This is a genomic window from Puniceicoccaceae bacterium, assembly GCA_040224245.1.
In the GTDB taxonomy this organism is placed as follows: Bacteria; Verrucomicrobiota; Verrucomicrobiia; order Opitutales; family JAFGAQ01; genus JAKSBQ01.
Window position 1 is genome coordinate 1 of sequence record JBEGIR010000005.1, and the last position, 26,508, is coordinate 26,508.

Annotated in this window: 25 protein-coding genes; 3 read left to right on the forward strand and 22 right to left on the reverse strand. The window is 55.5% G+C overall.

Annotation, left to right across the window (positions count from 1 at the left end; genetic code table 11):
- The 7 genes from ABQ298_00835 to ABQ298_00865 all read right to left on the reverse strand — a co-directional run.
- A partial coding sequence (locus ABQ298_00835; GenBank protein MEQ9822912.1) for a glycosyltransferase occupies positions 1 to 772 on the reverse strand: 772 nt, incomplete at its 3' end.
- Positions 769 to 2,007: a glycosyltransferase gene (locus ABQ298_00840; GenBank protein ID MEQ9822913.1), complete on the reverse strand. Its 1,239-nt coding sequence runs from the start codon at positions 2,005 to 2,007 to the stop codon at positions 769 to 771. The genes ABQ298_00840 and ABQ298_00835, both read right to left, overlap by 4 nt.
- Positions 2,008 to 2,021: 14 nt before the next feature.
- Positions 2,022 to 3,191 (reverse strand): glycosyltransferase family 4 protein, encoded by a 1,170-nt coding sequence (locus ABQ298_00845; protein MEQ9822914.1) that lies wholly within the window; start codon positions 3,189 to 3,191, stop codon positions 2,022 to 2,024.
- A 20-nt stretch (positions 3,192 to 3,211) separates the two neighbouring features.
- Positions 3,212 to 4,702, reverse strand: coding sequence for a hypothetical protein (locus ABQ298_00850; protein ID MEQ9822915.1), 1,491 nt, complete (start codon positions 4,700 to 4,702; stop codon positions 3,212 to 3,214).
- A gap of 4 nt (positions 4,703 to 4,706) precedes the next feature.
- The gene (locus ABQ298_00855; protein MEQ9822916.1) at positions 4,707 to 5,870 is read right to left on the reverse strand and encodes a glycosyltransferase family 4 protein; all 1,164 of its coding nucleotides are present in this window, start codon (positions 5,868 to 5,870) and stop codon (positions 4,707 to 4,709) included.
- Positions 5,871 to 5,879: 9 nt separating this feature from the next.
- On the reverse strand, positions 5,880 to 6,845 hold the full coding sequence (locus tag ABQ298_00860) for a glycosyltransferase family 4 protein (GenBank protein MEQ9822917.1): 966 nt from the start codon (positions 6,843 to 6,845) through the stop codon (positions 5,880 to 5,882).
- Positions 6,842 to 7,948, reverse strand: a complete 1,107-nt coding sequence (locus ABQ298_00865) for a hypothetical protein (GenBank protein ID MEQ9822918.1) — start codon at positions 7,946 to 7,948, stop codon at positions 6,842 to 6,844. The genes ABQ298_00860 and ABQ298_00865 overlap by 4 nt, the downstream gene beginning before the upstream one ends.
- Here ABQ298_00865 and ABQ298_00870 point away from each other — a divergent pair.
- Positions 7,929 to 9,002 (forward strand): glycosyltransferase family 2 protein, encoded by a 1,074-nt coding sequence (locus tag ABQ298_00870; GenBank protein MEQ9822919.1) that lies wholly within the window; start codon positions 7,929 to 7,931, stop codon positions 9,000 to 9,002. The two genes, ABQ298_00865 and ABQ298_00870, sit on opposite strands and share 20 nt — an antisense overlap.
- 20 nt (positions 9,003 to 9,022) lie before the next feature.
- Here ABQ298_00870 and ABQ298_00875 read toward each other — a convergent pair whose 3' ends face one another.
- The 12 genes from ABQ298_00875 to radC form a co-directional block, all read right to left on the reverse strand.
- Positions 9,023 to 10,129, reverse strand: coding sequence for a glycosyltransferase family 4 protein (locus ABQ298_00875; protein ID MEQ9822920.1), 1,107 nt, complete (start codon positions 10,127 to 10,129; stop codon positions 9,023 to 9,025).
- Positions 10,126 to 11,070, reverse strand: coding sequence for a glycosyltransferase (locus ABQ298_00880; protein ID MEQ9822921.1), 945 nt, complete (start codon positions 11,068 to 11,070; stop codon positions 10,126 to 10,128). The genes ABQ298_00875 and ABQ298_00880 overlap by 4 nt, the downstream gene beginning before the upstream one ends.
- Positions 11,067 to 12,164 carry a glycosyltransferase family 4 protein gene (locus ABQ298_00885; GenBank protein ID MEQ9822922.1) on the reverse strand — a complete coding sequence of 366 codons (1,098 nt, stop codon included), beginning with the start codon at positions 12,162 to 12,164 and terminating at the stop codon, positions 11,067 to 11,069. Before ABQ298_00885 ends, ABQ298_00880 begins: the two co-directional genes overlap by 4 nt.
- Before the next feature lie 72 nt (positions 12,165 to 12,236).
- Positions 12,237 to 13,247 (reverse strand): exostosin family protein, encoded by a 1,011-nt coding sequence (locus ABQ298_00890; protein ID MEQ9822923.1) that lies wholly within the window; start codon positions 13,245 to 13,247, stop codon positions 12,237 to 12,239.
- 21 nt (positions 13,248 to 13,268) lie between these two features.
- Complete coding sequence (locus ABQ298_00895) at positions 13,269 to 13,940, reverse strand: FkbM family methyltransferase (protein MEQ9822924.1); 672 nt, start codon at positions 13,938 to 13,940, stop codon at positions 13,269 to 13,271.
- A 57-nt stretch (positions 13,941 to 13,997) separates the two neighbouring features.
- Positions 13,998 to 14,840 (reverse strand): hypothetical protein, encoded by an 843-nt coding sequence (locus ABQ298_00900; GenBank protein MEQ9822925.1) that lies wholly within the window; start codon positions 14,838 to 14,840, stop codon positions 13,998 to 14,000.
- A gap of 56 nt (positions 14,841 to 14,896) precedes the next feature.
- Positions 14,897 to 15,823 carry a glycosyltransferase gene (locus ABQ298_00905; protein ID MEQ9822926.1) on the reverse strand — a complete coding sequence of 309 codons (927 nt, stop codon included), beginning with the start codon at positions 15,821 to 15,823 and terminating at the stop codon, positions 14,897 to 14,899.
- Positions 15,820 to 17,097, reverse strand: a complete 1,278-nt coding sequence (locus tag ABQ298_00910; protein MEQ9822927.1) for a polysaccharide pyruvyl transferase family protein — start codon at positions 17,095 to 17,097, stop codon at positions 15,820 to 15,822. Before ABQ298_00910 ends, ABQ298_00905 begins: the two co-directional genes overlap by 4 nt.
- Positions 17,098 to 17,163: 66 nt before the next feature.
- Complete coding sequence (locus ABQ298_00915; GenBank protein ID MEQ9822928.1) at positions 17,164 to 18,078, reverse strand: glycosyltransferase family 8 protein; 915 nt, start codon at positions 18,076 to 18,078, stop codon at positions 17,164 to 17,166.
- On the reverse strand, positions 18,075 to 19,292 hold the full coding sequence (locus ABQ298_00920; GenBank protein ID MEQ9822929.1) for a polysaccharide ABC transporter ATP-binding protein: 1,218 nt from the start codon (positions 19,290 to 19,292) through the stop codon (positions 18,075 to 18,077). The genes ABQ298_00915 and ABQ298_00920 overlap by 4 nt, the downstream gene beginning before the upstream one ends.
- 26 nt (positions 19,293 to 19,318) lie before the next feature.
- Positions 19,319 to 20,188, reverse strand: a complete 870-nt coding sequence (locus ABQ298_00925) for an ABC transporter permease (protein MEQ9822930.1) — start codon at positions 20,186 to 20,188, stop codon at positions 19,319 to 19,321.
- Between the two features lie 284 nt (positions 20,189 to 20,472).
- The gene (gene radC, locus ABQ298_00930) at positions 20,473 to 21,165 is read right to left on the reverse strand and encodes a DNA repair protein RadC (protein ID MEQ9822931.1); all 693 of its coding nucleotides are present in this window, start codon (positions 21,163 to 21,165) and stop codon (positions 20,473 to 20,475) included.
- Positions 21,166 to 21,479: 314 nt separating this feature from the next.
- Between radC and ABQ298_00935 the strand changes: the two genes are divergently transcribed.
- Both ABQ298_00935 and ABQ298_00940 read left to right on the forward strand, forming a co-directional pair.
- Positions 21,480 to 22,232, forward strand: coding sequence for a class I SAM-dependent methyltransferase (locus tag ABQ298_00935; protein ID MEQ9822932.1), 753 nt, complete (start codon positions 21,480 to 21,482; stop codon positions 22,230 to 22,232).
- A 141-nt stretch (positions 22,233 to 22,373) separates the two neighbouring features.
- Positions 22,374 to 24,296 (forward strand): alpha-L-arabinofuranosidase C-terminal domain-containing protein, encoded by a 1,923-nt coding sequence (locus ABQ298_00940; GenBank protein ID MEQ9822933.1) that lies wholly within the window; start codon positions 22,374 to 22,376, stop codon positions 24,294 to 24,296.
- A 107-nt stretch (positions 24,297 to 24,403) separates the two neighbouring features.
- Here the strand turns inward: ABQ298_00940 and ABQ298_00945 are convergent, their stop codons facing one another.
- The 3 genes from ABQ298_00945 to ABQ298_00955 form a co-directional block, all read right to left on the reverse strand.
- The gene (locus ABQ298_00945; protein MEQ9822934.1) at positions 24,404 to 25,162 is read right to left on the reverse strand and encodes a rhamnogalacturonan acetylesterase; all 759 of its coding nucleotides are present in this window, start codon (positions 25,160 to 25,162) and stop codon (positions 24,404 to 24,406) included.
- A gap of 98 nt (positions 25,163 to 25,260) precedes the next feature.
- The gene (locus ABQ298_00950) at positions 25,261 to 25,968 is read right to left on the reverse strand and encodes a 5'-methylthioadenosine/adenosylhomocysteine nucleosidase (protein MEQ9822935.1); all 708 of its coding nucleotides are present in this window, start codon (positions 25,966 to 25,968) and stop codon (positions 25,261 to 25,263) included.
- 20 nt (positions 25,969 to 25,988) lie between these two features.
- A complete protein-coding gene (locus tag ABQ298_00955; GenBank protein ID MEQ9822936.1) occupies positions 25,989 to 26,354 on the reverse strand; it encodes a DUF1015 domain-containing protein in 366 nt (121 codons plus the stop codon).
- Positions 26,355 to 26,508: the final 154 nt, after the last annotated feature.

The following is a 26,508-nucleotide window of genomic DNA, read 5'->3' on the forward strand; positions in this document are numbered from 1 at the left end:
CACAGGGGCCAGCAATGACCAGCGTCAGGAAATCTTCCGGATTGGAACTGCTCCACCCCTGCTCGATGGTCTCGCGCTGAACCTGAAGTGCCGCCTCAACGAGCAGGTCGACCCCTTTCTTCTCGTGAATCCTGCTGAGAAACGTGACCCGTCGCTTGCCCTCAAGCCGGGGATAGTGTTCCACAAATGCCTGAGTGCACTGCGCAGCACTGAAGGCGGGTTCCCGAATTCCCAGCGGTATCACGGCGGGGTTTACCCGGTAGAGCCAGAACGAAGTGGCGGACTGGAGTCGCTCCTGCTCACAGGTAAAAACCACGCGGGCCGCATGTTTCAGAATGCGATATTCCGCCCACGGCCAGTAGAGCCATTTTTTCAGGTGCTTGATTGGGTATTGGCGCTTGAACCACGGATCAAGCATGCCGTGCGGGTATTGCACATACGGAACGCCCTGTCGGCGGCATTCCCGAAAAGTGGCAAGGCCATGGTACTGCCAGCATCCATGAATGACCGCACAATCATAGTCAGACAGGTGTTGTCGCAACCAATGATTGAGGGCTGGGCAATAACCGTAAAAACTGCGGGTGGGTCCGACTGCGTGGATCGCAACGTCATGTCCGTAGGAAGCGAGCAGCGACGCATCATCCAAGGTCAGGATTTCATGCTGTTGTTCAGAGGTCAGGGAGGCTTGCACCAGTTGCATCAATGCTTCGACCGTGCCTCCATAAACTGGATTCACTGATGGAATCACATGCAGAATGCGTCGGGTATTCATGAATCCGAAGTGTAACTGCCACCAGATGGCAACAGGGTTTGGTAAAATCTGATGTATTCCCGAAACGCACTTCCAACCGCAAAGCGGCGGCTGTATTCGATGCGACTCCAGATGTGCTCGTTTCGCGCAGAGGGTTCCTGCTCCAACCACTGCTCCAACACTTCCACCGCCGACCGAAGCCAGTCATGCAGAGATCTTTCTTCGTTTATGGAAGGCATCGGATCGACATATTCGACCCACTTCGATCCGATTTCGGACATTGGAGGTTGGCGGGTCGTCAAAACCGGGCACCCACAGGCCAATGCCTCAATAATCGGCCAACCAAATCCCTCATGATGTGACGGAAACAAGAGACCGAGGCTTCGACTGTAGAGCCACTGAAGCACCAGACAATCGACACCCTGAAGGAAATGAACCCGGTTCTGGAGTTCTCGCGAGGTAAGCCATGCGAGATCGTTCGCGTCGGGGGCATCCCCCACAATCACCAGATCGATGTCGTGTCCACGTGCAGCATGGGCTGAAAAGGCCTCAAAAATGCGCAATACGCCTGGACGATTCTTGTACCAAAGGCGATTTCCCACATGCAGTAAAAACCCGCTCTCAGAAAGCTCCGGCAAACCAGCAGGGCGTGGTTCATCGGGACCACAGCGTTGGTATGGAAAATTGAGTTCATTCCACACCACTTCGCAGCGTTCTGCCTCCGGCTCAACCCAACGCAGCAAATCCTGTCGGGTGGCCTCGGAAATACAGAGGAAATTGCGCGCATGCCGAAGCCCACGCACAATGCAGCGCTGATAGATGCGCCCTGTTCTGCTGAGCTGTTGACCCGGGAATGCACCTGCCGCCGTTCGAATCGCGATCATGTCATGCACATGCACCACATGGGGCAGTCGTGAAAAGAACGGAACATAGGGTCCGTGGCTGTGATCTGGCAAAATGAAGACGGTCTGTTTTGCCATTTTGCCCATTCGCATCAGTCGAATCTGGATCAGCAACGGAAAGATCACAAACTTATCGATATAGCCCAACCATTTTCCGATTCCGCTTGCGCTGCGCTGAATGCATCCCAGGCAGACAGGTGGTTTCCATGTGCGGTGAATCGCACCGGATTCCACCAGCTGTTGCTCAATGCGCTCATCAAATCGCTCCATGCTCGCCTGCTCATCATTGGCATAATGTCCGATGAGAACACTGTGCAGCGCAGTCGGCGGGGTTGATGATGTGGGAGTGCGCATGTGGGGAACAAGGGTTAGACTGCAAGCAGTGAACGACTCACGCTATGGGTGGCATGCATTTGCATCGCCAATACCCAGTCGCGGGCAGCGCTCTGCATCGAATACTGCTCAGCCATGCGACGGGCGCACCAATCCGGATCGGGGTCCATCCTCAGCAGCTCATTCAGGCATTGGGCGGCATGCCCGGCATCTTCCGAGCGGCACACGCGAACCCGCTCCCATGTTGCAAATTCGACCGAACATCCGACATGTTCGGAACAGAGCACCGCACAACCCGCCTGCAACCCTTCATTCACGGTCAGTCCCCAGGTTTCTCCCATTTGTCGCGATGGCAGGCAGACCACGTCCGATGCCAGGTAATAATCGTGAATCGCGCGTTGATTGATGAATCCGGCAAAGGTTGCAGGAATGCCGTATGACTGGCACTGACTGCGAAGTGCGGATTCCAATGCACCTGAACCGACAAACAACAGATGGGTAAGCGGTTTCAGATCTGCAGGGAGTTGTCGAAATGCCTCAACCAATATATCCGGATTCTTTTTGGGAATCAGTTTTCCGAAAAATGCCACAACCCGCTTGTCCTGGGAAATTCCCAGTGCATCGCGGAGCTGTTCGCGTCGCTGCTGGCGATGTGGTCTGGATTCGTTCTGCAGCGGATTCGCAACGACGTATGGCACCCGATGCAATTGCTGGGCATGCAAACCGTGACGCTGATAGTGCTCACGATTGAGCTGGCCAATCGCAAGTGCTCTTGAAATGGGTGCGTAGAGCAATTGATAGCAAAGGTTACGCAGTGACGTTTTCCAAATCGAGCGGGCATACGCGTGATCCTGCGTCTCCATTCGCAACCAAAGCGGAGTGCCGTTCAACAGCGCCAATAGCATCGCCCGAATACTGATGGCACTGCTAAAGTCCGTCAGCAGGACTGCATCCACATTTCGTTCAGAGATGGCTCGCCAAAGCGATTTCCAAAGCAAGCGCCGATGCGGCACCACTTCATGCGAATAGCCCTCTAGCAATGGGATGTCCCAGGCGAAGGCATTCCCAAACTCGGGATCCAGCCGCTGATCCGTTGCTCCACTCGACTGGTACATGACGCGGATTGCCTCGCCCTGCATGCGGTGAATTTCGGCGTAGAGTGGAGCCCGATACTGGACTGGCTGCTTTTCAATGATCAACAACATCGCAAACTGGAGAAAATCACTCAGCTGAGCGGTCGCGGTCGGCGTTTTTCCTTTGGTGGAGGGGGCTTGGGAAGAGTGGGTTGCTTGGTGAGGGAGGATTTCACTTGGTCAGCAGCTGTAAGGGATGCTGCTTTGGACTCGGAAGTGCGCGGAACCGGATTGGAAGAAGTTCGAGCGCTTTTCGCCTTTTGGCGAGCCATCGCCGTCTGAAAAACCTCAAAGCGTTTGATGTGGATCAACAGACCAATGGCCAACCACCACCAGATTGCAAGGGGTGGCTGAATGCCAAGGGTTTGCGTCAAGCCATTGAACAGAATATACCCCATTGCAAAGGCGGCAATATAGATGAGTTTGGAATGTTGAATCGATAAATACACCTGGAGGCAGAGCAATACGATGGCCACACGGGTGCCCATCCAGATGAAAACAAAATAGAGTCCTCCTTCCAGTACCGTATTCGCCAAATCCGTTTCACCCCACACACGATCCCGGATCGCCGCAGCATAACCGCTGAAGTTTTGCACCCCATTGCTCATTACTCCAATTCCAAAACCGAACATTCCCGGATCCTGGTATTGGTAGATGTGCCACCAGCCCGTCAGAATGTGTCCGGCTCGTTCGGAGAGTTCATCCTCATCCACGATGGCGTGATCTCCGGTCCGCGCTTCGTACGCCTCAAAGGCCTCTGGCACGATCAAACGAGCTGCAACAACGGAAATACTGATCCCGGCAATAAAGGCGATGAGGCGACCGATATTGTGAGTCTTGCCCCGGAGTGCCAGCAATCCCGCCGCAAACGCAATGACCATGACATTGGTCAACACAGCCAGTCGAGAACCCGTGATCACATTGGCAACAATGAAAAACGGAATGATGACGACCAGGGATTCCAATTTCTTGAACAGTGTATTGGCACTTGTGCGCAGCCGCAGGGTGTGCGTCACCCAGAGGATCGGCAGCAGGATGGCGAGATAATAGCAGAACTGGGCAACAAACGGGAAAGTGGATGACACTCTAAGACGCCCACCCGCCTTAAATGCACTCAGGTCTTCTCCGGTCACCGAAAGGTTCAACCGGTGACTGTCCGGCAGAAAGATTTGCACAACTGCCAGCAGGGTTAACGGGATGAGCAGCACAGTCAGCCACCTGCCCGGCATCACAAAATCACGCTTCTGGTAATCTTGGAATCCAAGCACAAATCCAAACAGGGTAAAGGGGTAGAGCAGGTATTGTTTTGCACCAAAAACGGCCAGGATCGGATCCTTGACAGCGGTGTAGGCAATCAGCGGAGCCAGCAACAGTGCGAAGGCCGCATAGATGTTACGCAACATCCTCAGTGATCCGCTGATCGGCATGGTGATGACAAAAAACGCCATCAGCACCAGAATACCGTCTTTGAGCAGAATGAGGAATTTCCCAAACGATACCGGAATGAACTTCCGGGTAATTCCCTCAAACACCAGCGTGAGAATCAGGCTGTAGAACAGGAGGCGCAGAGTTCGCTTGTTCATGGATTCAAGACAGGGATGGTTGAAGTTTTTGCAACAGTGCGCACAGGGAGTGCTGGCTGGCTGCCCACCCCGAGAACTTCCGGCTCTTGGCAAGCCCAGCCTCTGCAAACTGTTGTCGCAGGGAGTCGTTTTCGGCAATCCGTGTGAGTCTGTCGAGCAATGACTGCGAATCCCGAATCGGCACGTGAAAACCACACTCTCCATCGGCAAAGAGTTCATCCACACCGGTGTGATTCGTTGCGATCACGGGCAATCCATGCCCCATCGCTTCCCCAATCACAAGGGATAATCCCTCTTCAATGCTCGGCTGCACAAAAACATCCGCCTGCAAATAGGCCTGCGTCAGTGCCTCACCCCTCAGCACTCCGTCAAATCGAACCCCATCAGGCAGGTGAAGATCGCTGATTCCATCAGGTTCCAGCCGGGGACCCACGATGCGCAGCAGCTTTCCTGGCACCCTGAGGCGGTCAAACGCCTCGATCAGATAGCGCAATCCTTTGCGGTAGTTGATGGACCCCACATAGAGCACGGTGAAGGAATCATCAGATCCTTTTCCTGAGCCGGGCCGCAGCAGGGCAGGAGCAGGAGCGATACCGAAGGGATTCACGAGCAGTCGTTCCGCTGCGATACCTTTCGACACAAAACTTCGGGCAACAAACTGGGACGGGCAGAGGATGTAATCCGCCTCTGCATACTCGGCCAGTCGTTTTTCCCGCTCGGGTTCGTAGGGTTCGCGAAAGGGCAAGCCCAGTAGTTGGCATTCCTCACGCAACCATTCACTCTGGGCATCGAGGTGACAGTTGACCGCCTCACACACAAACACTTTCCCGCTGCCGCTCCAGTGGCGCAGGGAATGCAGTCCACATCCGTTGTAAAACAGACCCACCTGCGCCTCTTTCATGGCACGGCAAAGTCCACGGTCGATGGAATTCTTGCTTGCAAGATTCAGGCGTTCGGTGAACGGGTGTTCGTTTAATACCCGAAACGCTGGCACAAAGAGCGTCTGCAGAAAATCCCGATGCATCACCCGACGGGAATCCACCGCCAGTGGCGCACGCCTGAAACGCGGATATCCCTGCACAAACCATTTGAGCAATCCTTCGGCCTCCAGCCCCTCCGCATAGCGGAAGTGATGGGATCGATTGGGGGATGCATAGGCAATCGTCATGAGTGAAAGCTATTGATGCAGCACCTTCAGAATCCGGTCAACCTGGCGCTCATAGGAAAATTGGGATAGGTGGGTGTTTCGCTCCTGTTCAGTAAAATTCGCCTGATCATCACATTCCATTGCCGCCTGCATCGCGTTTTTCAGGGATGTCACATTGTTCGGTTCAAAAAGAAGACCACAGGGTCCGACCGCTTCTGGCAGACCTCCATGATTCGCAGCCAACACACGCGCTCCGCATGCAATCGCTTCAATCGCGACCAGTCCGAAGGGTTCCTGCCAGCGAGACGGTACCACGAGCCACTTGCTTTGGCGCATCAATTTGGCGATGCGCTTGGAATCCTGGCGACCGAGAAATTTCATCTGTTCCGGAGCATGTGCTTCGAGTTCATTTCGCTCGGGGCCATCCCCCACTACGCTGCAACTATAACGTACAGGAAGCTGCCGCAGGGCTTGCATGAGCAAATCGATGCCCTTGTCGCTGACCAGGCGTCCCACAAAAAGGAAATCCAAACTTCGATCCGACGCTTCATGCGAATGGAACAGATCCGCATCATAGCCATTGTAGATCACGCGGTCCTGCAGGTGATGCGCCCTGGCCAGGGCTTCACTCACCGCATAGGTACGTCCCCGACGCAGCAGCACTGCGTGCAGCAAGCGATGCGGGAGTTCTCGGGAAAGATGGGTGTGCAGCAAAATGCAATGAGGCATTTTCGGGCGGAACAGCAGTGGCCGCAACAGCCGCAAGCTCAGGTGGTTGCCAAACACCGCATCAGCTTGATCATAGAGTCGTTTCAATTCTGCTGCATCGGGATTGCGCACAACGGTCAAGCCATTGATTTGATCGGAACCCGGAGTCTCGGTGACCACGGTCACGTGATGACCGCGCTGCGCGATGCGCCGGGCCAACTCAAGTCCCACATGTTCAACCCCCCCCACCGAAGGGGCAAAAACATAGCTGCAGAAGAGAATTTTCATGCGTTACCTGAAGCAAACACCTCCACAAATCGCCGGGCAATCCATTCGAGTGAATTCAGCTCGACCGGCGCGTGACTGCGCTGCAGCGCAGCGCGCAAGGTTTCGATGGTGGGTCGATGCAACATCATCGTGCGATCTGTTTCTGGAAAAAATCCCTCAAATCGCACATCATCGCGAATATTGATCACTGGCAAACCGTGGTCCAGCATGGCAGCAATGCTTCCGCTCTTGTCGACGAGGGATAACGGATTGCTCGAAATTCCAAAGTCGAGCGAAAAGAGGTATCGGGAAATCTCCGCTTCGCTCTGTTCACCGAGTGCCTGAAACTGCACCCTGCCCTTCCATCGCTCTTGCCAGAATTGCCACCTGGAGCAGGCATCCGCCCCCATGCGTCCTGCATGCAAAAGGACCAGCTCCCTCCCGAGTTCGTCTGCAAGTTTTCTCAGTGGCTCGATGAGCGGTTCGATGTCAAACTCGGGATGCAACGCACCGAAGCAGCCACATCGCAGTTGAGTTATGGGTCGGGGTGGAACATCTGTCACTGGATCGATGTTTCCAAACAGGGGAAGGAGTTCGCTGGGGATTCCCTGCTGTGCCAACAAGTATTGATACGCCTTGGCCTGGGTGTGCACACAGCGGGGCTGGAGTCGATGCACGAGTTGACGGAACCAGCGGCGCTGCAACCACCCCAGCAGCTGCTCCTTGCGCGTTGAACCCTTCTTTGCTCCCACCCAGGTTTCATGCACCATGATTTGCAGCGGCCAGGGTGCAAGGGCGCGGGAAAAGCTGGCGATCTGACGCACAAACAGTCCTCGCGCATGGTATCCAAATGGCACCCATTGCAGCGAAACCGCATCGGGTTGCCAGTCAGCCAACCACGTGTTGAAGCACTTCACCTTGCGCGCTTCATTCCATGATGAAGGGAGTCGCAGCACCGTACAGCTTTGCGTGAAGTCGCTCACCCATGTGTCATTCCAGCCCACTACCCTGCATTCATGTGAGGCGGGAGGGAGGGACTCCACAGCGCCGATCAGTCGACGGGTATAGTCGCCGACTCCGTCTTTGCCAGATTCGAAACAGGGAATGATGAAGAGAAAGCGCATGCGTTGGCTGATCGAATTATTTCAGGATTTGACGGAAATGGTCCGCTCGATTAGAGACCTCACTACCCACGTTGCCATGCATTCCGAGTCGCCGCTTGTTTCGATCATCATTCCGGTATTCAATGCCGAGGCCTATCTTGCGGCCACGCTGCAGTCTTGCCTCGAACAACGTTACCCCAATATCGAGATAATCGTGATCAATGACGGAAGCACGGATGGATCGTCCGCTATACTTCGTGACTACGACGATGCTCGCATTCGAGTGATCGAAACCCGCAATCTGGGAGGATGTGCTGCGCGCAATACGGGTATCGCTCAGGCCAGGGGTGATTTGTTTCAATTTCTCGATCACGACGATGTGCTTGCTCCCGACAAACTGGAACGCCAGGTCAGGCAGGTTCAGATCCATGGATCCGATTGGATCTACAGTGGCGATATGGGCAGTGTTTCGGGAGATCAACGGGAAATCGATGAGGGCTATGAACTCTATCAGCGCGACTTTTCACCCGCCGAGTATTTTCAAACTGTGCTGTCGCAGTACGGAAAGTTCTTAACCACAGGGGTATGGCTCGTGCCACGCGAACGGGTACAGGCCACACATGGATGGGACGCACGCGCCGGACTCAATGATGATGGGGAGTATTTCATGCGTGTTCTGCTCAACTCCAGGGGAATTCGCTACTGCAAGGACGCTGTCTTCTATTTTCGGCGGGATGTACCAGCCAGCCTCAGCAAGCGCAGGGACAGCGATGAAGTTTTTGAAAAGTGGCTTTTCAGTTACCGCTCCTATGTGAAGGAATTCCATGCCCACCTTGAACCCGATCTGGCCCGGGAATTGTCATGGAAGGCACTGAGCGTATTCTATTGCAATGCGTTTCCACATGCCAGGGAGCTACGAAAGCAATGTCTTTCCGAAATTCGTGCATTGGGTTATCGCCGCGCCTATGCTCACGGAGGTGAGACTCTGGTGAAAGTTGCGCGTTGGGCGGGTATCGACGCCGCACTTTGGCTCTGGCAGGCCAAACAATGCTTGCGCAGTATAATCATTCGGTAGCATCCACCTTCAGCAACTCGTTACGGATGCATGGCGCGCGCATAAGTAGCGACCGTCTGTTCTCCGATGGCTTCCCATCGGAAGTGCTTGGCCTGCGCCCGGGCACGCTCAGGATCGCGCTCACCAGCAAGTTTGAGCAACCGTTCGGTCATCCCCTGCACATCCCCCGCAGGCACAAGCCACTCGGCTGGAAGAATATCGCAGGGACCAGGTGCATCATAGGCCACCACTGGAATGCCGGCAGCCAACTGCTCCACCACGCTGATCCCAAATCCCTCCCAATAGCTCGGAAACAGTCCCACATCCGCCTGGGCGAGCAATCCGGGTAGTTCTTCTTCACTGAAGGACTCCACCACCTTGATGCGGGAGCGCAGGGAGCGCGGAAAAAATCCCAGCACCTGTTGCGGACTTGTCATCAGCCCACGGGTCCCCAGCAGGTGCAGTTCCGCACTGGGATGGTGTCGTGCATAGCCACGAAAGACCTCGACGATGTCGAGGCAGCCCTTGCGAAAATCAAAGGTTCCCACAAACACCAGATGAGCACGATCTGAGTCCGTCCGGGAGCGCGGGATGGCTTCAAGCTGCACACGACGACTGTCATTTAATCCGTAGGGCAGCACCCGAATTTTTTCGGGGTTGATGCCATCGCGGATCAATACCTCCCGATCCCGCGAGTTGGCAACATTGACCAAATCCGCCTCTGCCAGTCGCCGGCGAACGGTCGCGATTTCCTGCTCAATACGTAGCGCTTCGCTCTGCTCGATCTGACGGCGCATCAACGCATGGCGAATCCGCGACCGAAGCGTCGTGGGTCGGGTGCGGAAATGGATCGACTGGCGATGCAAGGGCAGCAAAACGGACCGCACCACCACACATTTTGCGTAGCGATGAGGATTGAGATCCAGCGCCAATGTGTCGGGGATTTCAATCACATCGTACGTTCCCCGCGTGGATTCAAGATGTGCCCGCAGACTGGTTTCGTAATCAGATGCGTGCACTGGTTGTGATGGGAAGCACTCGCAGGTTGCACCCGCCAGTGTCATCGCCTCCGACGCATCAATGATCACTTTTGTGATACCCCACGTTCGTTTGACCGTGGTGGCCTGAGTGATGAGCAATATGTTCATGAACCAGATTCCGGCGATGCCACAGCACTGAAATGGCGGTGTGCCTTTCGTGCTCCCTTGACTTGCGACAGAAAAAACCGCGCACCTTGCCAACGGGCATGCAGCAGCTCGCGCGCGAGGGTGCGAACAATGCGAACAGGTGAGTGAACGGTGGTAAGTGCATCTTCACCGCGCACCCGTTTCATGGCGTAGGCACTGTAGGCCATGCTCTCATGCAGGCGCGCCAGATAAGCGGGTGTCATGCGCCCACGTGGAATGAGGTGGGTCAGACGCAGTTCAGGGAAATTGCCCAGTCCCAAACCCAACTCCCATGCACAGAGTGAAAGATCCGTGTCCCCTGCAGAGATCAGACTACTGCCCTTGCGATCGAGTTCCCTGCGAAAGGGATCCTGCTGGATGTGTTCGGCATAGCGCTCAAAGACCCTTCGGTGCACCGTCATTCCGGCTCCCGCTGGCGTGGGAAAACCCGGAGTTTCGCTCAGTGCAATCTGCTGCTTCTGGATCGGACGCACGGCAAGGAACAGCAGCTCGCGCTCCAACCACTTTGGCACTTCCGTTTCAAATTCACCTTCGATACTGGCTCCCCATGCCCCCAGTTCCGGATGCTTGCCAGCAATCGCCAAGGTCGTTTCCAGAAATTCGGGAGCCAGCACATTGTCATCATCGACCAAGAGCACATGAGGACTCGCTGCCTCCGAAAACGCTCGAAGTCGAGCTGCCGTAAGCCCCAGTTCCGGTTCACTGAGGATGCGGGCATTGCCATGCCACCTGAGGTCCACTCGGTCGGTGAGTGCAGGCTGCGATGCGTTATCAATGAGCAGCAACTCCCAACGACTACGGGCCAGGGTCTGAGCTTGCAGGGCACACAGTGTTCGATCCAAAAACTGTGCTCGTGGGTTGTGGCTGCAGATGCAGACACTCAGCTCGGTGCGTTGGGTCATGACGGTTGAAAACTTCGATACAGTTCGAGATGACGGGAGGCAACACTTTGCCACGAAAACGACTGCACATGCTGCGCACAGCGCTCTGCGATCAACGGTGACGGGGTCGTATCATACCAGCCCAGCACCTCCTGCATGCGTTCACTCAAGTTCGCAACATCTCCAGCCCGAAAGACAGAACCGCTCACCCCCTCATTCATGAACTCGTGCATGGGACCTGCGTCGGAAACCAAAACCGGAGTACCACTGGCCTGGCTCTCCAGACTGGTGAACCCCATCAGTTCCGGGGGAGCACCGTCACTGGTTCCACCCTCGGACGGCAGCACGGTCAGACTCGCCTGCTGGTAGAGTTGCCTGAGTTCGGCATCATTCACACTTGTTCGAAATTCGACTGCCCGACCAGCTGCCAGGGTTTGCAGTCGATCCAGGTAAGCGGGGTCAGTCGCCCGACCAACCAACATCAGTCGATAGCCTGCAACGTTCGCACGCACAAAGGCTTCGACGAGTGTATGCACTCCTTTGTGAGGGAGCAGCCGTCCCACAAACAAAACAAACGGAGACTCGCGATTGCTCGGTGCGGGGGTGAAGGTCTGCGTATCAACGCCGCCCTTGATCACCTGGACGCAGTCTGAAAAATCAGCTTTTAAGAGTTCAGCAGCATGCTGGGACTGACCCACGACCGCAGCATAGCGCGGATAGATGCGCATCCGTCGGTTGAGCACCCATGCTCCACCACCACCATGATCGGTACCCACCACAGGAATTCCCGCGTGAGATGCAGCCAGGCAGGCAATGTCACTGACAAAGGTGCACAATTGATGGACATGCACGACATCCCAGGTTCCACGGCGGATTCGAACATAATGTCCGAAGCAAAACGGGTTGATCAGAGTGAAGTGCCGGAATTGTCGGGACCTGAAAATGGAAAATTTCACCGCATCCTGCGCAAACTGACGCGACTTCGGGCCAAAACTGAAGACATCCACCGAAGCCTGATCCGATAGTGCTCGCGCCAGTTCGTGCACATAGCGCTCACCCCCTCCAATCACGGAGTTCGGATCAAAGTAAGTCGGTGCGACAAATAAAATTTTCATGACTCCAGTGAATCAGCCCGACTCATAGCGACTATTCGACAAAGCAATACAACAAGCCACAAACGGCAGGATTCAATCCTGTTGATCTGTAGCTTGTAACCGGCTCTTCCAATCCCTGCAGAGGGCTCGAAGATTGTTGAGTTTTCCATACTTTCGAAAGGCGATACCCCGCTCCCTCTGGACGCGATTCGGCTCTATCGAAGCATGGATCGATTCGAGAGCCCGGCAGATTGTTTCAAATCCGGTTTCCGGAGCAAAATAGCGTTCCCACTCTTGACGCGCTGCAGTGCCCATTTGTGAGGCGCGCTCTCGGAAGGCTGCAATATGCTCGGGTATGCGGGTGACCTCAGATTCCGGCACACGGATCGAACACGACTCCCACTGCGGTCCGTGGGGCAAAACCTGTGCATCCGATACAATGATGGGGACACAGGACGCCTGCATGGCTTCAAACAGACGAATCGAGGACGGTGCTTCCCCACGGGGACAAATCGTGAAGCGACTTCGTTCGAGGATCTCCCGAAAACGCATGCGGGCATCTTCGACTTGGGTGGATGCCTGGGAATACCACGGCGTCTGCGCGGATGCAGAAGCGTCAAATACGGTCACTCCCTGATTTCCAAGTGCTGCAATTTCCCGGCGAATGGCATGAGTATAGGTAGAACCAGCAAAGGAACATTCGATATCTTTTTCCACCACCGGAACCGCTCGAAAATCGAATTTGTGGATGTGGCTCGACAGGTAGTGACCTGCACGTGCCCAGTTCGCCTGCACAAAATCATGACTGACCGAAGGATACACTCCCGGAATGCTCGGGTAGACGTTATCGTCGGGGCAGTAGACGTAGACCCTGGATTGATGGTGCCTGTAGAAGGCACTTTGTCGGAGTTTGCGGAAAAAAAGTCCGTACCCGTTAAACTGAATGGGAGCGAGAATGAGGTCCGCCTCTTCAGCCTGCAACGTCAACGCAAAGTGGGAGTTCCGACTACAGCGCGCAATGTGCTCGAACTCGCGAAAAGCGGCACAGGGCAAGTCACCGATGCCTGCATCGATGGCCTGCGGATTGAGAAGCATCACTTTCATGCAAAGGAAAACGGGGTAGGCTTAAACGCGCTGAAAAATACGCGTCAGGCCAATGCGCGCTCTGCAAGCATACCCCACTTCGTGAAGGTAGCGAACGACTTCCGAATTTTCTGATTCGCCCGGATCTTCTGCAGCGATCACGCTCGGCTTCCAAGTATGGAAATCCATTTGCCTGAGAATCTCGATATCGTAGCCTTCACAATCCACACTCATCAGATCAATGGTTCGTCCTTTCAATTCGCTCTGCAGGATCGAGGATATCGGGCGGGCAGGCACCTCGATCATGCGCTCGTGCTCACCCAGTGCTTCATTCCGGTCTGCACAAATTCGATTCATGGCCGGGTGAATAGCGTTGGAAATGTAGGGTGTGGTGCCGGATTCTTTTGAAATCGCCACGTTGAGAAACTGGTCTCGCGGTCGGTACCGTTTCCACTCCGCCGCGAAGGCGGGATTGGGATCAATGGTTACTCCGCTCCACCCGCGTTGATAAAAAATGTAGGTATTCGAAAACTGGACCGGATGGTAGCAACCAATATCGAGGTAGGTTCCTTGGGTTCGCTCATATCCAAGCAGGTAGGTCAGAAACAGATCTTCCCCAAACTGCGCATAGGAGATGCGGCAGGCACGCAGTGCTGTCAGATTCGCGGGAAAAGGGCGGCGACGGAATTTTGTGATCAGCTTGCGAATGGGCATGATTGGCTGTGGGGCTTGAGATTTCCGGGCTTGGCAGGTTCGATCCTGCCCGCTTTGTCAGTCAGTGTATCCAAGTCGTTGCACAATACCCGGGTAGCGCGCATCAAAAGCCGACTGAACCGCTGGAGTGAAATGATGTTTCCAATCGCCTGCTTTTCCAGAGCGATAGTGGCTCTTCGCATTTGGCTGGCCCTGTTTACGCCCACCGGAGAGCTTTCGGTAGCGCTGCTGGTGCACCAGCAAAAGCAACTGATAGGAGGGCAGCTGATCGCAGCGAATGGGCAGTGGCCAGGCAGAACCGATGCGGCGGCGCAGCGAGAGGTTGAATGTCCGGCACACATCACGAACACGGCGCAACGGCGTGCAGTCCTCATCCCGCAACAGCCCCAGGTGTTCAAAGGCCTCCAGGCAACTCTCATACGGGGTGCGCGTGAGTTGCTCAAACTTCAGTTCCATCACTCCGGGGGCACCATAGTTCCACTCATGCATCTGGCGAAGGTAGCACTCGGAAAATTCAAGCTCAGCCAGCAAGCCGTCCGCTTCATTCAACCCTTCCAGCCGCTGGCGGTGCGGAATCAGTTCTGGCCAACCCTCGGTTGAATGACTGTAGCGATGGGAAAAATAGGCGGACACCAACACATCCCGCGGATCGCGGATCAGGTGTACCGCCCGGTGTTCCCCAAGGGGCCGAATATGGGTCCAATCCGCGTTCGTAAAGGAAACCATTTCCAGTTGGTGGGAGCGAATGTGTTCGCTCAGGTTGTGTGCGAATTGGATCGGGTTGTCGAAGCCATCACTACGACGTCCCGTCCAGCGCGCCGCATCCTCAAAAATGCGTCGAAACCAGGAACTGGCACATTTGTGGTGGCCGTAGTAGCAACGGAGATCGGTTGTGGTCATGATGAAAGTTAAATCACAGATCGAGAAAGCAGCGGAGTTGATCCCTCCCGCTGCTCTCAGTGTTGGAAGCTGCCCTTCAACAGTTTCAGGCTTTCGAGAGATTTGGAAGCTGAGATCGGTGGCGTGACGAGGCTGCGAAGAAGGTAGCGCCGGGCCAGGGACTTCTGCTGGTGCGTCATCGCAATTACCGCCCATCGCCGATAAAAATCAGGTCGGGTTTTGGGCAGCATGGTAGCGGCGCGTTCCAATCCTTCCCAATCGGGCTGAAACGATCCTTCCTTTTCGAACTCCTGCAGCAGTTGCCGTTTGAGCGTCATCTGCAGCTGATTTTTCTGGTTGCTCACGCTCTGCGCATGCAGACGGTAGTGCAGCAGCGGTGTCTGCACCAGATTCGCGAGGCGAAATCCTTGCCTCGCCGCGCGAAGGTAGAGATCGAGGTCCTCAATGTGACGGTAGCTTTCCCGATATCCTTCCAGTTGCTCAAAGAGTGCGCGCGAACCAAAGAGGGTCGGATGCATGAGTGCGGATGCCATGCCCGCGAGACAGGAAGCCACAATTGCCTCATGCGCGGCAGGAGGGTTGAGCAGCCCGAGTGTGCGCAGCCTGGGATCGCAAAGCAGGGCTTGGGTTCCAATGAGATGATCCGGATGTGCCAGTGCAAATGCATGTTGCTGTTCCAGTCGCCCGAAAGCCATCTTGTCATCGGCATCCATGCGCGCAAGATAGCGTCCACGTGCCAGCTCGATCCCTCGATTCAAGGCTTTGACGATGCCTCCATGCGCCAGCTGTTCAATGCGCACTCGCCCGTCCTGCGATTTCCAGCGCTCCAGTATCTGCAGCGTCGCATCGCACGATCCATCATCCAGCACAATCAGCTCGAGTGAGGGTCCGCACTGCTCCAACACGCTGCGCACCGCCTGATCGAGATAGCGCGCACCGTTGTATACCGGCATGAGTACGGAAATCTCGGGAACTGTGCTCATGTCAGATCGGATTCGAACCTGGAATGAAGCGATGCGAAAAATCGCCCGTACTGTGCACGCCCCAGTTCCCTGAAATGACTTCCGCGTTCCACCCATGTGCGCCGAACAGAGTCTGGTATCGCGAGGACCTGGTCCAAGCAACGCTGCAGGTCACCCGGCTGCGCCTGATTCACATTAAACACCTGAATGCTGCCCGGGAACATCGCCTCCAGTCCGGCAAACTTCCCAGCGTAATAGGCACTTCCTTGTATGGCAATCACCGGAACTCCCTGAGCAATGGAAAAAAGTGCACTGTGATAGCTTCCGCTCAGGGTGACGCTGCAAGTGAAGGCCAGATCCACCACATCGGAGGGGTCGCTGGGAGTCTGATAGTCCGAAGTGATGGGGAGTGCCTTCAAGAGGGAATAGGCTGCCGTTTCATCATTTGAGCCGGGATGCAACAGATCGATGGGCAGTGGGCAAAACTCAAAATTTCCAGCACTTTCAACGCGCAGGTTTTGCAGTTCGGTGCTCAGCATTTCCAGGGCGGAATCGTTCACCCCGGCATAACTGCTCAGTCGCACGGTGATGCCCATGCGCAGACCCTTCTGCGGGGCCATTCGGACTGGAATGATTTCGAGTGCATCATCCCCGGCGACGCAGACGCCGGGATGGGATTGCAGGTCCATCTGCTGCAAAAGAGTCGGACCCAGAACCGCCTCGCGCAGGGTCAATAAGTCGGCCTTGCCTAGAATCCGGGTAACCGCTTTTCGGAGGGCAGCATGCTCAATCGGACCCAACCCCTGTCCCAACAGCGCGGTGGGTTTGTGCAAATACTGCGCAAGGCTCAAGGACGTGAGCACCGACAACGCGTGTTCTTCAAAACTGTCCGTGAGAAACCCTCCGCCCGTCGCGATGACTGCGTCAGCGCCTTTCAGGAGATCCAACCAAAGCGCGGAGTCGGGGTGCGGAGAGCGGCAGAGCCGCGAGGCAAGGCGCTGTGGATGAGCGACACGCAGGTAACGATCCCGTTCGCGGATGCGGCTTCTCAGAAATCTGGGGAGCAGTCGGTAGGGAACATGGGACATGCGTTCGACAAGGGCACGTTGCGTCAAGTGATTCGAGACGGGTTCCGTTCCGGGAATCAAGCGCTGCAGGCGCTCGGGGTCACTGCATACGATTTGCAGCTGCGCGTCAGCCATGAGGGATTTGATCCTGCTGACCGCTCCCTGCAGCATCGCAACGTCCCCGAGATTTCGCAGGTGGTATCCACTGTTTTCGACGAGAATGCGCATGGGTAGGGGGATTGCTCTATCACTGCCAAATTCTACCACCAAACAGTGATCGCTTGAGCTTCGCTTCTATGGCCTCGTGCGGTACCACCAGAACCGTTGCAGGCGACTGCCAAACCAGCCGCTTCGGTTGAGCTGCTCGAGAAATTGAGATGCCATTGGGTGATTGCTGTGTCGCAACCATGGTTTGGACGCACCTGTGAAATGCAGGATGCGGGGACGCGAAATGAGTTCATCAACCAGAGGGCCAATCTCCTGCTTGTGCTCGCTCTCCATCCATCTCTCCCAGTAGTAGATGGGGTGCATGACATTCCAAGATGGATGCAAGCGCTGCCAGCAGTCATGCAGCAGGATATTGAGCGCAGTCTGATCCATATCGATCAAGTCCGCATAGGTGGGACCTGTTGCAAGCTCCAAGGCGCGTTCACTCACACGCAGTTCCCGCCAGCGACGCAGGTTCATGCACATCACACCGGAGTTGAAGAAGGGATTGTCCCCGGCGATCCCGTAGCACTCGAAGTGAGGAATGCCTCGCTCACTGGAAGCATAGGGAGCACCATAGCCCTGCACAGCCTTCACTGCCACGGATTCAGCCGCGTCAAACTGTTGCCACAGTTCGCTCAGGTCGGCATGTACCATCACGTCACAGTCGAGGTAGATGAGCTTGTCAAGATTCGGCAGGAGATCTGGCAGCATGAGCCGATAAAAGCATTCCCTCGACAGATGCCCTTTGCCGGGAATGGTCGCATAGGGTTCCGCCTGAGGCTGCAACCAGTGGATTTGTGCACCCGCATTTCCGTTGTTCAGGGCACGCTGAAGTTTGCGCCTGGAGCCTGAACTGATTCCACCGTCGATCAACCAGACTCGCAGATGAGAGGTAGGATGCAAATGGCTCGCAGCGGTGTAGACCATGACCGCCAATGGGAGCGCATAGCGTTCCTCGGTAGCGCAGGCGAGATCGATTGTGAGTGGGGAATCGTTCACAATGCGGGACTGTGGCTCCAGTTCGCCTGCTTGAGCACGCGGCCCAATCCGGGATGGGTCATTTTCCCCGAACCAAAGAAGTCCGAGGGAACCACTTCAAACACGGGAATGTCGTCTTCTACGATCCATCCCTTCTGAATCGTATGGAGCATGGGTTTGAGAAAATAATCGCCCGGAGGCAGGGAGAGGTGCGGGATTTCACAGCAAAGTTCGCCTGATGCGCTGCCGATCTCGACGGTGCAGGGGTTGATATCGGTGCCAACCGTGAAGATGCGATCTCCCTGAGCGTTGTTGATTCCAAAAGTGATGCTCTTGAGACGAGCCTGCAGCACCGCCGGAGCCAGCCGAAATCGGATCTGGATGGATGTATCGGCTTCAACCTGTGGGTGAAGTTCACCGTCGGCAGTGGTCACGCGAAGATCCATGAATTGTTCGCTGTGGTAGGACTCGCCGATTTCCGATTTTTGCCTGGAGCGATAGCGACGAATGACCTCTTCCGTGGGTCCGGAGCACTTGACGCGCCCCTGTTCGAGCAGGATCGAACGCGGACAGAGCTGACTGATCGTCGCCATGTTGTGGCTGACGAAGAGCACAGTGCGCCCGTGTCGAGAGACCGAATCCATCTTCTCAATGCATTTTTTCTGGAAGTCGAGGTCTCCAACCGCGAGCACCTCATCCACAATGAGGATTTCGGGTTCCAAGTGGGCGGCGACAGCGAATCCGAGGCGCACATTCATCCCACTTGAATAGCGCTTGATCGGAGTATCGATGTGCCGTTCAATGCCGGAAAAGGCGATGATTTCATCAAGCTTGCGATCAATCTCGATCTTGCGCATGCCCAGAATAGTTCCGTTCAGATAAATGTTTTCGCGACCCGTCAGTTCGGGATGAAACCCCGTGCCAACCTCGAGCAGTGCGGCAATGCGTCCACGCAGGCGTATTTCCCCTCCCGTGGGTTCGGTGATGCGACTGATGAGTTTCAGCAAGGTGGACTTACCGGCACCATTCTTCCCAATGATGCCAACCACTTCACCGGGCATGATCTGGATGTTGATATCCTGCAACGCCCAAAAATCCTGCTTTGACTCCGACTGTTCCCGACCCCGCAATCGCCTCAGCAGGCGCGACGTTTCTTCGCGCAGAGACGTTGCGCCGATTTCACCAAGGCGGTAGCACTTGCTCAGATTCTGAATGTCAATAATGGGATCAGGCATGGGTTGGGTTTCCAAGTCGGTTCCGGTCACGCATAATCGACAAAATCGCGTTGAATGCGGTTAAAGATCAAGATGCCCGAAAGCAGCACCAACAGGGTCAGGGTCGCACTGACCAGCACGTCGGTCGTCGTCAGGGTGGCAACTCCGAGAAACATCCCGCGATAGGCCTCCACAATTGCTGCCATCGGGTTGAGAAAAACCAGCCATCGGAGCTGCTCTGGGATCACAGAAGTCGGGTAGATCACGGGAGTCACGTACATCCATACCTGGATCAAGAAGGCTGAGATTTGTTGAAGATCCCGATATTTCGCGGTGAGTGCTGACATCCACAACCCCACACCCAGACTGAAGGCTGCAGTCTGCAGGATCACCAGCGGAAGGAACGCCAAAGTCCAGTCCATGCCGAAGGTATCGCCTGCATGGGTAAAGAAGCGGTAGTAGCCCCAGAAGCAGAGAAAGGTGACGAGTTGGATCGCATAGGCGATGAGGTTGGAAACCACAACGGAAATGGGAACCACCATGCGAGGGAAATAGACCTTGCGGTACAGATTGGCGTTGGTGATGAGCTGCGTTGAGGTCCCCTGAAAACAGGTCGAAAAATACGTCCATCCAAGCATTCCACAGAGATAAAACAGTGGTTGTGGCAACCCGTCCGTCGAAAGCCCGGCGACCCGTCCGAAGATCACGGTGAAGACCAGCGTCATCAGGAGGGGTTGGATGACAAACCAGGCAGGCCCCAGTATGGTCTGCTTGTACTTCGAAACGAAGTCACGCATCACCAGGAAACGCAGCATGTCCCGGTAGTGCCAGAGCGCCTGGAGATCAAGCTGAAACCAGGAACGGGAGGGACGGATCACCACCTCTTCAACCGGGAGATCAGGTTTGGATTCGGGCATGTCGGTTGCATTGAGTAGGGACGCTACCGCCAGTGGACACCCAAACAACAGGAGTCCCTGGCCTGTCAGCGACTATCGGATCGTTCGCACGTTGGGTGGAACGTTTGTGTTAAAAAGTTATTCACAATTCCTCACAATGGTAAAGGTTTTCTTGGGTTGGCGTGGTGGAGCGGGCAATTGCGTCACTCACCATGCCTTTTTGCTTGATCAACAGATGAAGGGGCACACCGCAACCAAGCCCCTGGCACCGTTGGTCCATTGCGTGCTTCCTTGTCAAACAGGCACTAAAGCATCCCACTATCGGCAAAACTGTAGTACCCACAACCCGCTCCACAACCCGTGCGCCCCACGATCACGTGATCGTGCAAATCGATGTCGAGGATCTCCGCAGCTGCACGCAGGCTGCGTGTCACTTTGATGTCAGCCGAGCTGGGACTGGGATCCCCAGAAGGGTGGTTGTGCACAAAAATTACCGCCGATGCGTTGAGTTTGATGGCTTCGCGAAAACACTCACGAGCGTGCACCAGACTCCCACTGACCGTGCCTGACGTAACCTCACGAGCCTTGATCAGGCGATTTTTGCGGTTGAGGGCAAGAACCCAGAATTTTTCAACCTCCAACGACTGCACGATGGGCTGGAAAAAGCGAAAGACACGCTCGGGAGCATCCATCAAAGTGGGTTGATCCATGTGGGCGCTCAACACGCGTTTCGCAATCTCCATGACGGTCTTCATTTGCAAGGCCTTGACCTTGCCGATGCCGTGCACCGCCGTGAAGTCCTCAACCGACCAGCGCGTCAGCGCATTCAGCGAACCCGCCTCTGCCATCAGATCGAAAGAAATCTCAAGCACATCTTTCTGTTTGCTGCCGCTGCGCAGGAGCATCGCGAGCAATTCCACATCGCTGAGTGCTTCGGCACCCAGTTGTTCGAGACGTTCCTGCGGTCGTCCCTCTTCAGCAAGCAGGCGCAGTTTCATGTTGAGGATTCCGTAGCATTCCAACGCAACGGATTGATCGGTGGAGGTTCATGGAGGAAAATCGAGAACTAAACCAAAACCGCAATTCGCTCCAAGGTCAACCTCAAAAATGCACACTTGTTCACTTCTTTTGATTCCTTACCCCAGCCGTTGATTCGCGAATTCTCGCAATTGGAGCCGAATCGCTTCGAAAAGGAGGTTGAATCCCTCGCCAATCAATTTGAGGATCAACCGATGCACCGACGACTACCCATGACGACAATTGTCGCAATCGGAGCCCTTGTGCGCGACTGTGGCCAGCCGGAGGTTTGCACTTGAATCTAGCCTATTGGAATCAGGTCAACCGCAACTACGAATCCGAGATTCTCAGTGTATGGGACCGCGAACAGACCGGTTGCATTCCACGCCTGCTGAACATAGCCTTGCAGGAAATACCGGACCGAAGTACAGCTGCCGATCTCGGGTGCGGCGTCGGAAAGTTTCTTCCACTCCTGTGCACACGATTTGAAACCGTGCATGCCTGTGATTTTGCACAATCGGGCCTGGATCGCGCACGTCAGCACTGCAATACCGGGCACTGCCACCCTCTCCGCTTCCACTGCGTTGATCTGACAACAGACCCCATGCCCTTCGATCCGGTGAAGCTGGCCCTGTGCATCAACGTATTGCTCATGCCTTCACTGGACGAACGCCTGCGGGCGTGGCGGTCGGTCTGCAACCAGGTCGATCATGGAGGATGGTTGCTTCTCGTGGTTCCCTCTCTGGAATCCATGCTGCTGGAACAACATTTGGAACGGGATTCATTGCTGCAATCGGGCCTAAGCTGTGAACAAAGTCTGCGCCACACCCTTCCCGAACACAGCAGCCTTCTCGAACTGCACCAGGGCGTTCACCGCATCGAAGGATGCCCGACCAAACACTACCTTCGAGAGGAATTGCAGGATTTGCTCACATCCCACCAACTCGAACCCATCAGGTGGGAACGTCTGCGCTACTCGGCTTCAGCAGAATCTGGAGATGCGCTCTGGGACTGGTGCGTACTCTCGCGAAGAATGGAGCAGGTTTGACTGTTAAGGAACTCCGGTTTTTGCAGTTTTACGGCAACAGGCTAACCTCTCTGTTTCTACCCTTCGCTGAATGCTCAGCGGGAGAGCTGAACCCTGAACCCAATTATCATGCAAACCTTAAAAAGGATTCTGTGTATGGCCATGATGCCATTGATTACCCACGCAGCCTCCGTCGAGGTCAAACTCGATGTCGAGCAACAAGAGGCCCCCATCAACCCGATGATCTACGGACAATTCATCGAACACCTGGGTCGATGCATCTACGGGGGAATCTGGGCGGAAATGCTGGAGGACCGCAAGTTTTACTTCGAAGTCACTGCTGACTATGCTCCCTACACGGGTCTCGTCGACACGGAATTTCCCGTTATCGGAGCATCTCCCTGGGAGATCACTGGAAATGAAAAGGGACTCAAAATGGTCAGCAAGGACTCATTTGTGGGGGACCACACCCCCAAGCTGAAGGCCGGCACAGGCATTCGTCAGCACGACCTCGCCTGGGAAAAGGGCCGTGGATACGAAGGCTACGTATGGTTGAAACGCGCAGGTGATTCGAATGCAAAAGTCAAGGTGAGCCTGGGTGGAGTCAGTCAACCTGGCACCTTCGAGTGGACCGTCAGTGGAGACGACTACCAGAAGTTTTACTTCAACTGGGATGGCACTGCCGATACCGCAAAAGGAACCTTCGCGATTGAAGTAATTGAGGGAGCCGTTTACGTCGGAACCGCCTCCGTTATGCCTGATGACAACATCCAGGGCATGCGTGCGGACACACTCGCGCTGCTCAAACAGCTGGATGCTCCGATCTATCGCTGGCCAGGTGGTAACTTCGTGAGCGGATACGACTGGCGCGATGGTGTCGGTGATCGTGACCGCCGTCCTCCCCGTCGCAACCCGGCCTGGGATGGTGTCGAACACAATGATTTTGGAACCGACGAGTTCATTGCATTCTGTCAGATGGTCGGAGCCGACCCCGTCGTCACCGCAAACATGGGATTCGGTGACGCCTACTCCGCAGCCCAGTGGGTGGAATACTGCAATGCCGGAGGTGAAACCATCGGAGGCAAGATGCGCATCGAAAATGGCACTCATGAACCGTTCGACGTGAAATACTGGTGCGTTGGCAACGAAATGTGGGGGACCTGGCAGCTCGGCTACATGCACCTCGACCAATACGTGCTCAAACACAATCGGGCAGCCCGGGCCATGTGGGATGTTGATCCTGATCTCGTCCTGGTAGGATCAGGTGACATTCGCTCGCGCAGCACCGGACTCAACAGTGACCGCGAACGCGGCTGGTCCGAAGGATTGCTGGAAGACAGTGCGGACCACATGGACCTGATCTCTGAGCACTTTTATGCGGGTCGCACCCCGTGGTCCGAAGATCAGCGCGAACCTGTGGAACTGCACGTGACACGCATTGCGGAGTTCATTCGCATGATCACATCCGAGCATCGCAAGTTGCAGGCAAGCATGCCCCAGCTCGAGGGACGCACCGTTCCCATCGCCATGACCGAATGGAATTACTGGCACCGCGAGTATGAATACGGTGAACTCGGCTGCATCTATGACCTTCAGGATGCTCTCGGCATCGCTGCAGGTCTGCATGAGTACTATCGTCAAAGCGATCTGGTTCAGATGGCCTACTACGCTCAGACCGTCAACGTGATCGGCGCGATCAAGACGAACCGAACTGAAGCTGAGTTTGAATCGACCGGACTGATTCTCAAGATGTACCGGGAACACTTCGGAGACATCCCGCTCGCGCTCGACCAGGACTTCGGATCGATGGATGTGGTGGCTGCACTCGCCGACGAAGGCAAGACGCTGACCGTAGCGGTGATGAACCCCACCACAGAATCTGCGACCGTCAAGCTTGACCTCAAAGGCAGCAAGATGGGGAACAACGCATCCATGCATTGGGTGACAGGGCCAGACACCGGCGCGTTCAATACCCCGGGCAAGGAACGCAATATCGACGAACACAGCAAGGAGTCGGTCGATACAAGTGACGGACTCAAGGTGCCGGCACTGAGCGCAACGATCTTCCGCATTCCGCTGGCATAAGGTTTATCGGATCACCCATTCAACGTTTCAACGGCGTTGGGATGCAAGCATCCCGCGCCGTTTGCCTTGTACGGGATTCGACAGGACGCACACCAGGAGCGTCGAAGTCAGGGAATGAACAACTCTGCCAGCGGCAGGTTCTGCTCCCGAATTGCATCCAGAAACAGTTTCGCATAACACTCAGCCCCCTGCGGACTCAAGTGCGTGTTATCTGCCTTTCCATCCGGGAAAAAGGGGTGTTCACCTGGTTCGTAGACCAGATGCAGGTGCCGGGATTGCTCGGGTCCCAACTCGATTAATTTACGCTCCGTCAGCAGTTGCATGTCGACAAAGGGAACCTGTAACTCCAGAGCAAGCAACCGGACCACGAGTGGATAGGCTCCATGAGTGTCGACCAGTGTGCCAGATTCATTAAAATTCCGCCGCACAATCGGAGTCATGAGCAATGGAAACGCTCCTTTGGCCCGCGTTTCGCGCACATATTGACTGAGATGCTCCCGATACCCCGTATAGGCGTGGGAATAGCGTTCAGGGGACTCCACCTTCTGATCGTTGTGTCCGAACTGGATCAGCACCCAGTCCCCCGGTTGCAATCGATCAAGCACGACTTGCCAGCGGCCCTCCGTTCGAAAGCTGCGGGAACTGCGCCCATTGACCGCATGGTTTTCAAAACGAACATTCGCTGCCACGCGCGTTTTAAGGGCCTGACACCAGCCTCGCTCGGGATTGCCCGCATCGATGGGTTTATCCGCCATGGTTGAATCGCCGATGGAAAATACTGTCAGCACGTGTTCAGTTGAAGCAAACGAGAGCATTGCCAACAGGAAATGCGCTGCGAGGGTGACAAGCCAGCGATAGAGTTGCATGGGGGTGAATCTGGACTCAAAAATGGGGTGAACCGGAGCCATCAAAACCTGAAACCCCTTTGATTCCAAGTGTGATTGTCAGGTGAATTTTCGGACAGTCATGACAGGGATCGCACCACTGCTTTCAACACTTCGACAGAATGATGGGCCAGGCGCGGCAGGTTGGTCGCAAAATCCAGCTGGGCACTTCCGTCCGCACGATCCGAAATGATGCGGACAATCAAAAATGGAATGTTGTTGACCGTGCAGACCTGAGCGACAGCCGCGCCTTCCATATCCACCGCATCGAGTCCCAAATCGGGCAAGTGCGAACGGTCTGTGATGAACTGGTCACCAGTTCCGATGCACCCGGTACGCATGCGAACTCCCGATAACTCGACCCCAAGCGCTGCTTGCACGCATTGAGGATCACTTTCGAAATAACGAAAATCGGTAAACGGGATGTGCCCACGTTCAAACCCCAGTGCCCGCACATCAAGGTCGTGATGAACGAGACGTTCTGCGATCAGCAGATCTCCCGGATCCAGATCAGCTGCTACTGCACCTGCAACTCCGGTGAACAAGACAGCTCGCACGTTGCAACGGTCGAGCAGGTGCTGCGTGATCAGGCTCGCAAAGACCTTTCCGATACCAGACTTGCACACGACCACTGGTGTCTGGTAGAGCTGTCCCCAATGCAGGGCAAATCCATTCCACACTTCCGTCGATTCCAGCTCCACACAGGCGAGGCATTCGCGAATTTCTTCCTCCATCGCACCCAGGATGAGCACTCGGGTTTCAGTCGATCGCGATAGCTTGGGATTCATGGTTGAGCAACCAACAAGCGTCAGTTTCCACTCTTGAAGGATTCAAAAGTGTGCAGGAAAAGGCCGGACCGCAACTTGGGTTCAAACCAGGTGCTCTTCGGCGGCATGATCTCATCTGCGTCCGAGATTGCCATCAACTGCTCAACGGTGACCGGAGCCATGGAAAACGCGACGGCTGCTTCGCCCGAGTCGACTGTTTGTTTCAAATACGATGTGCCACGGATGCCTCCTGCGAACTCGATATGCTCAGCCGTGCGCGGATCCTCAACCCCCAGTAACGGGTCGAGAATCAAGCGCTGCAAGTGGCTCACGTCGAGGGCATCCACCGGACTGGAAACCACTTCATTCTCAAAGCTCAGTTCATACCAGGACCCGTCCAGATACATGCAGACCCGACCCGATGCCGCCGGCGGCATGGCGGTGACGGTGCTGGTGGCCCTGTTCCTGCGCAATCCGCCCCGGCCCCTGGCGCCGGACACCGCCAGCGCCCTGGGCGAGCCGGACGAACCGATTTTCCGCAACCCCCATGTGATCGTGGTG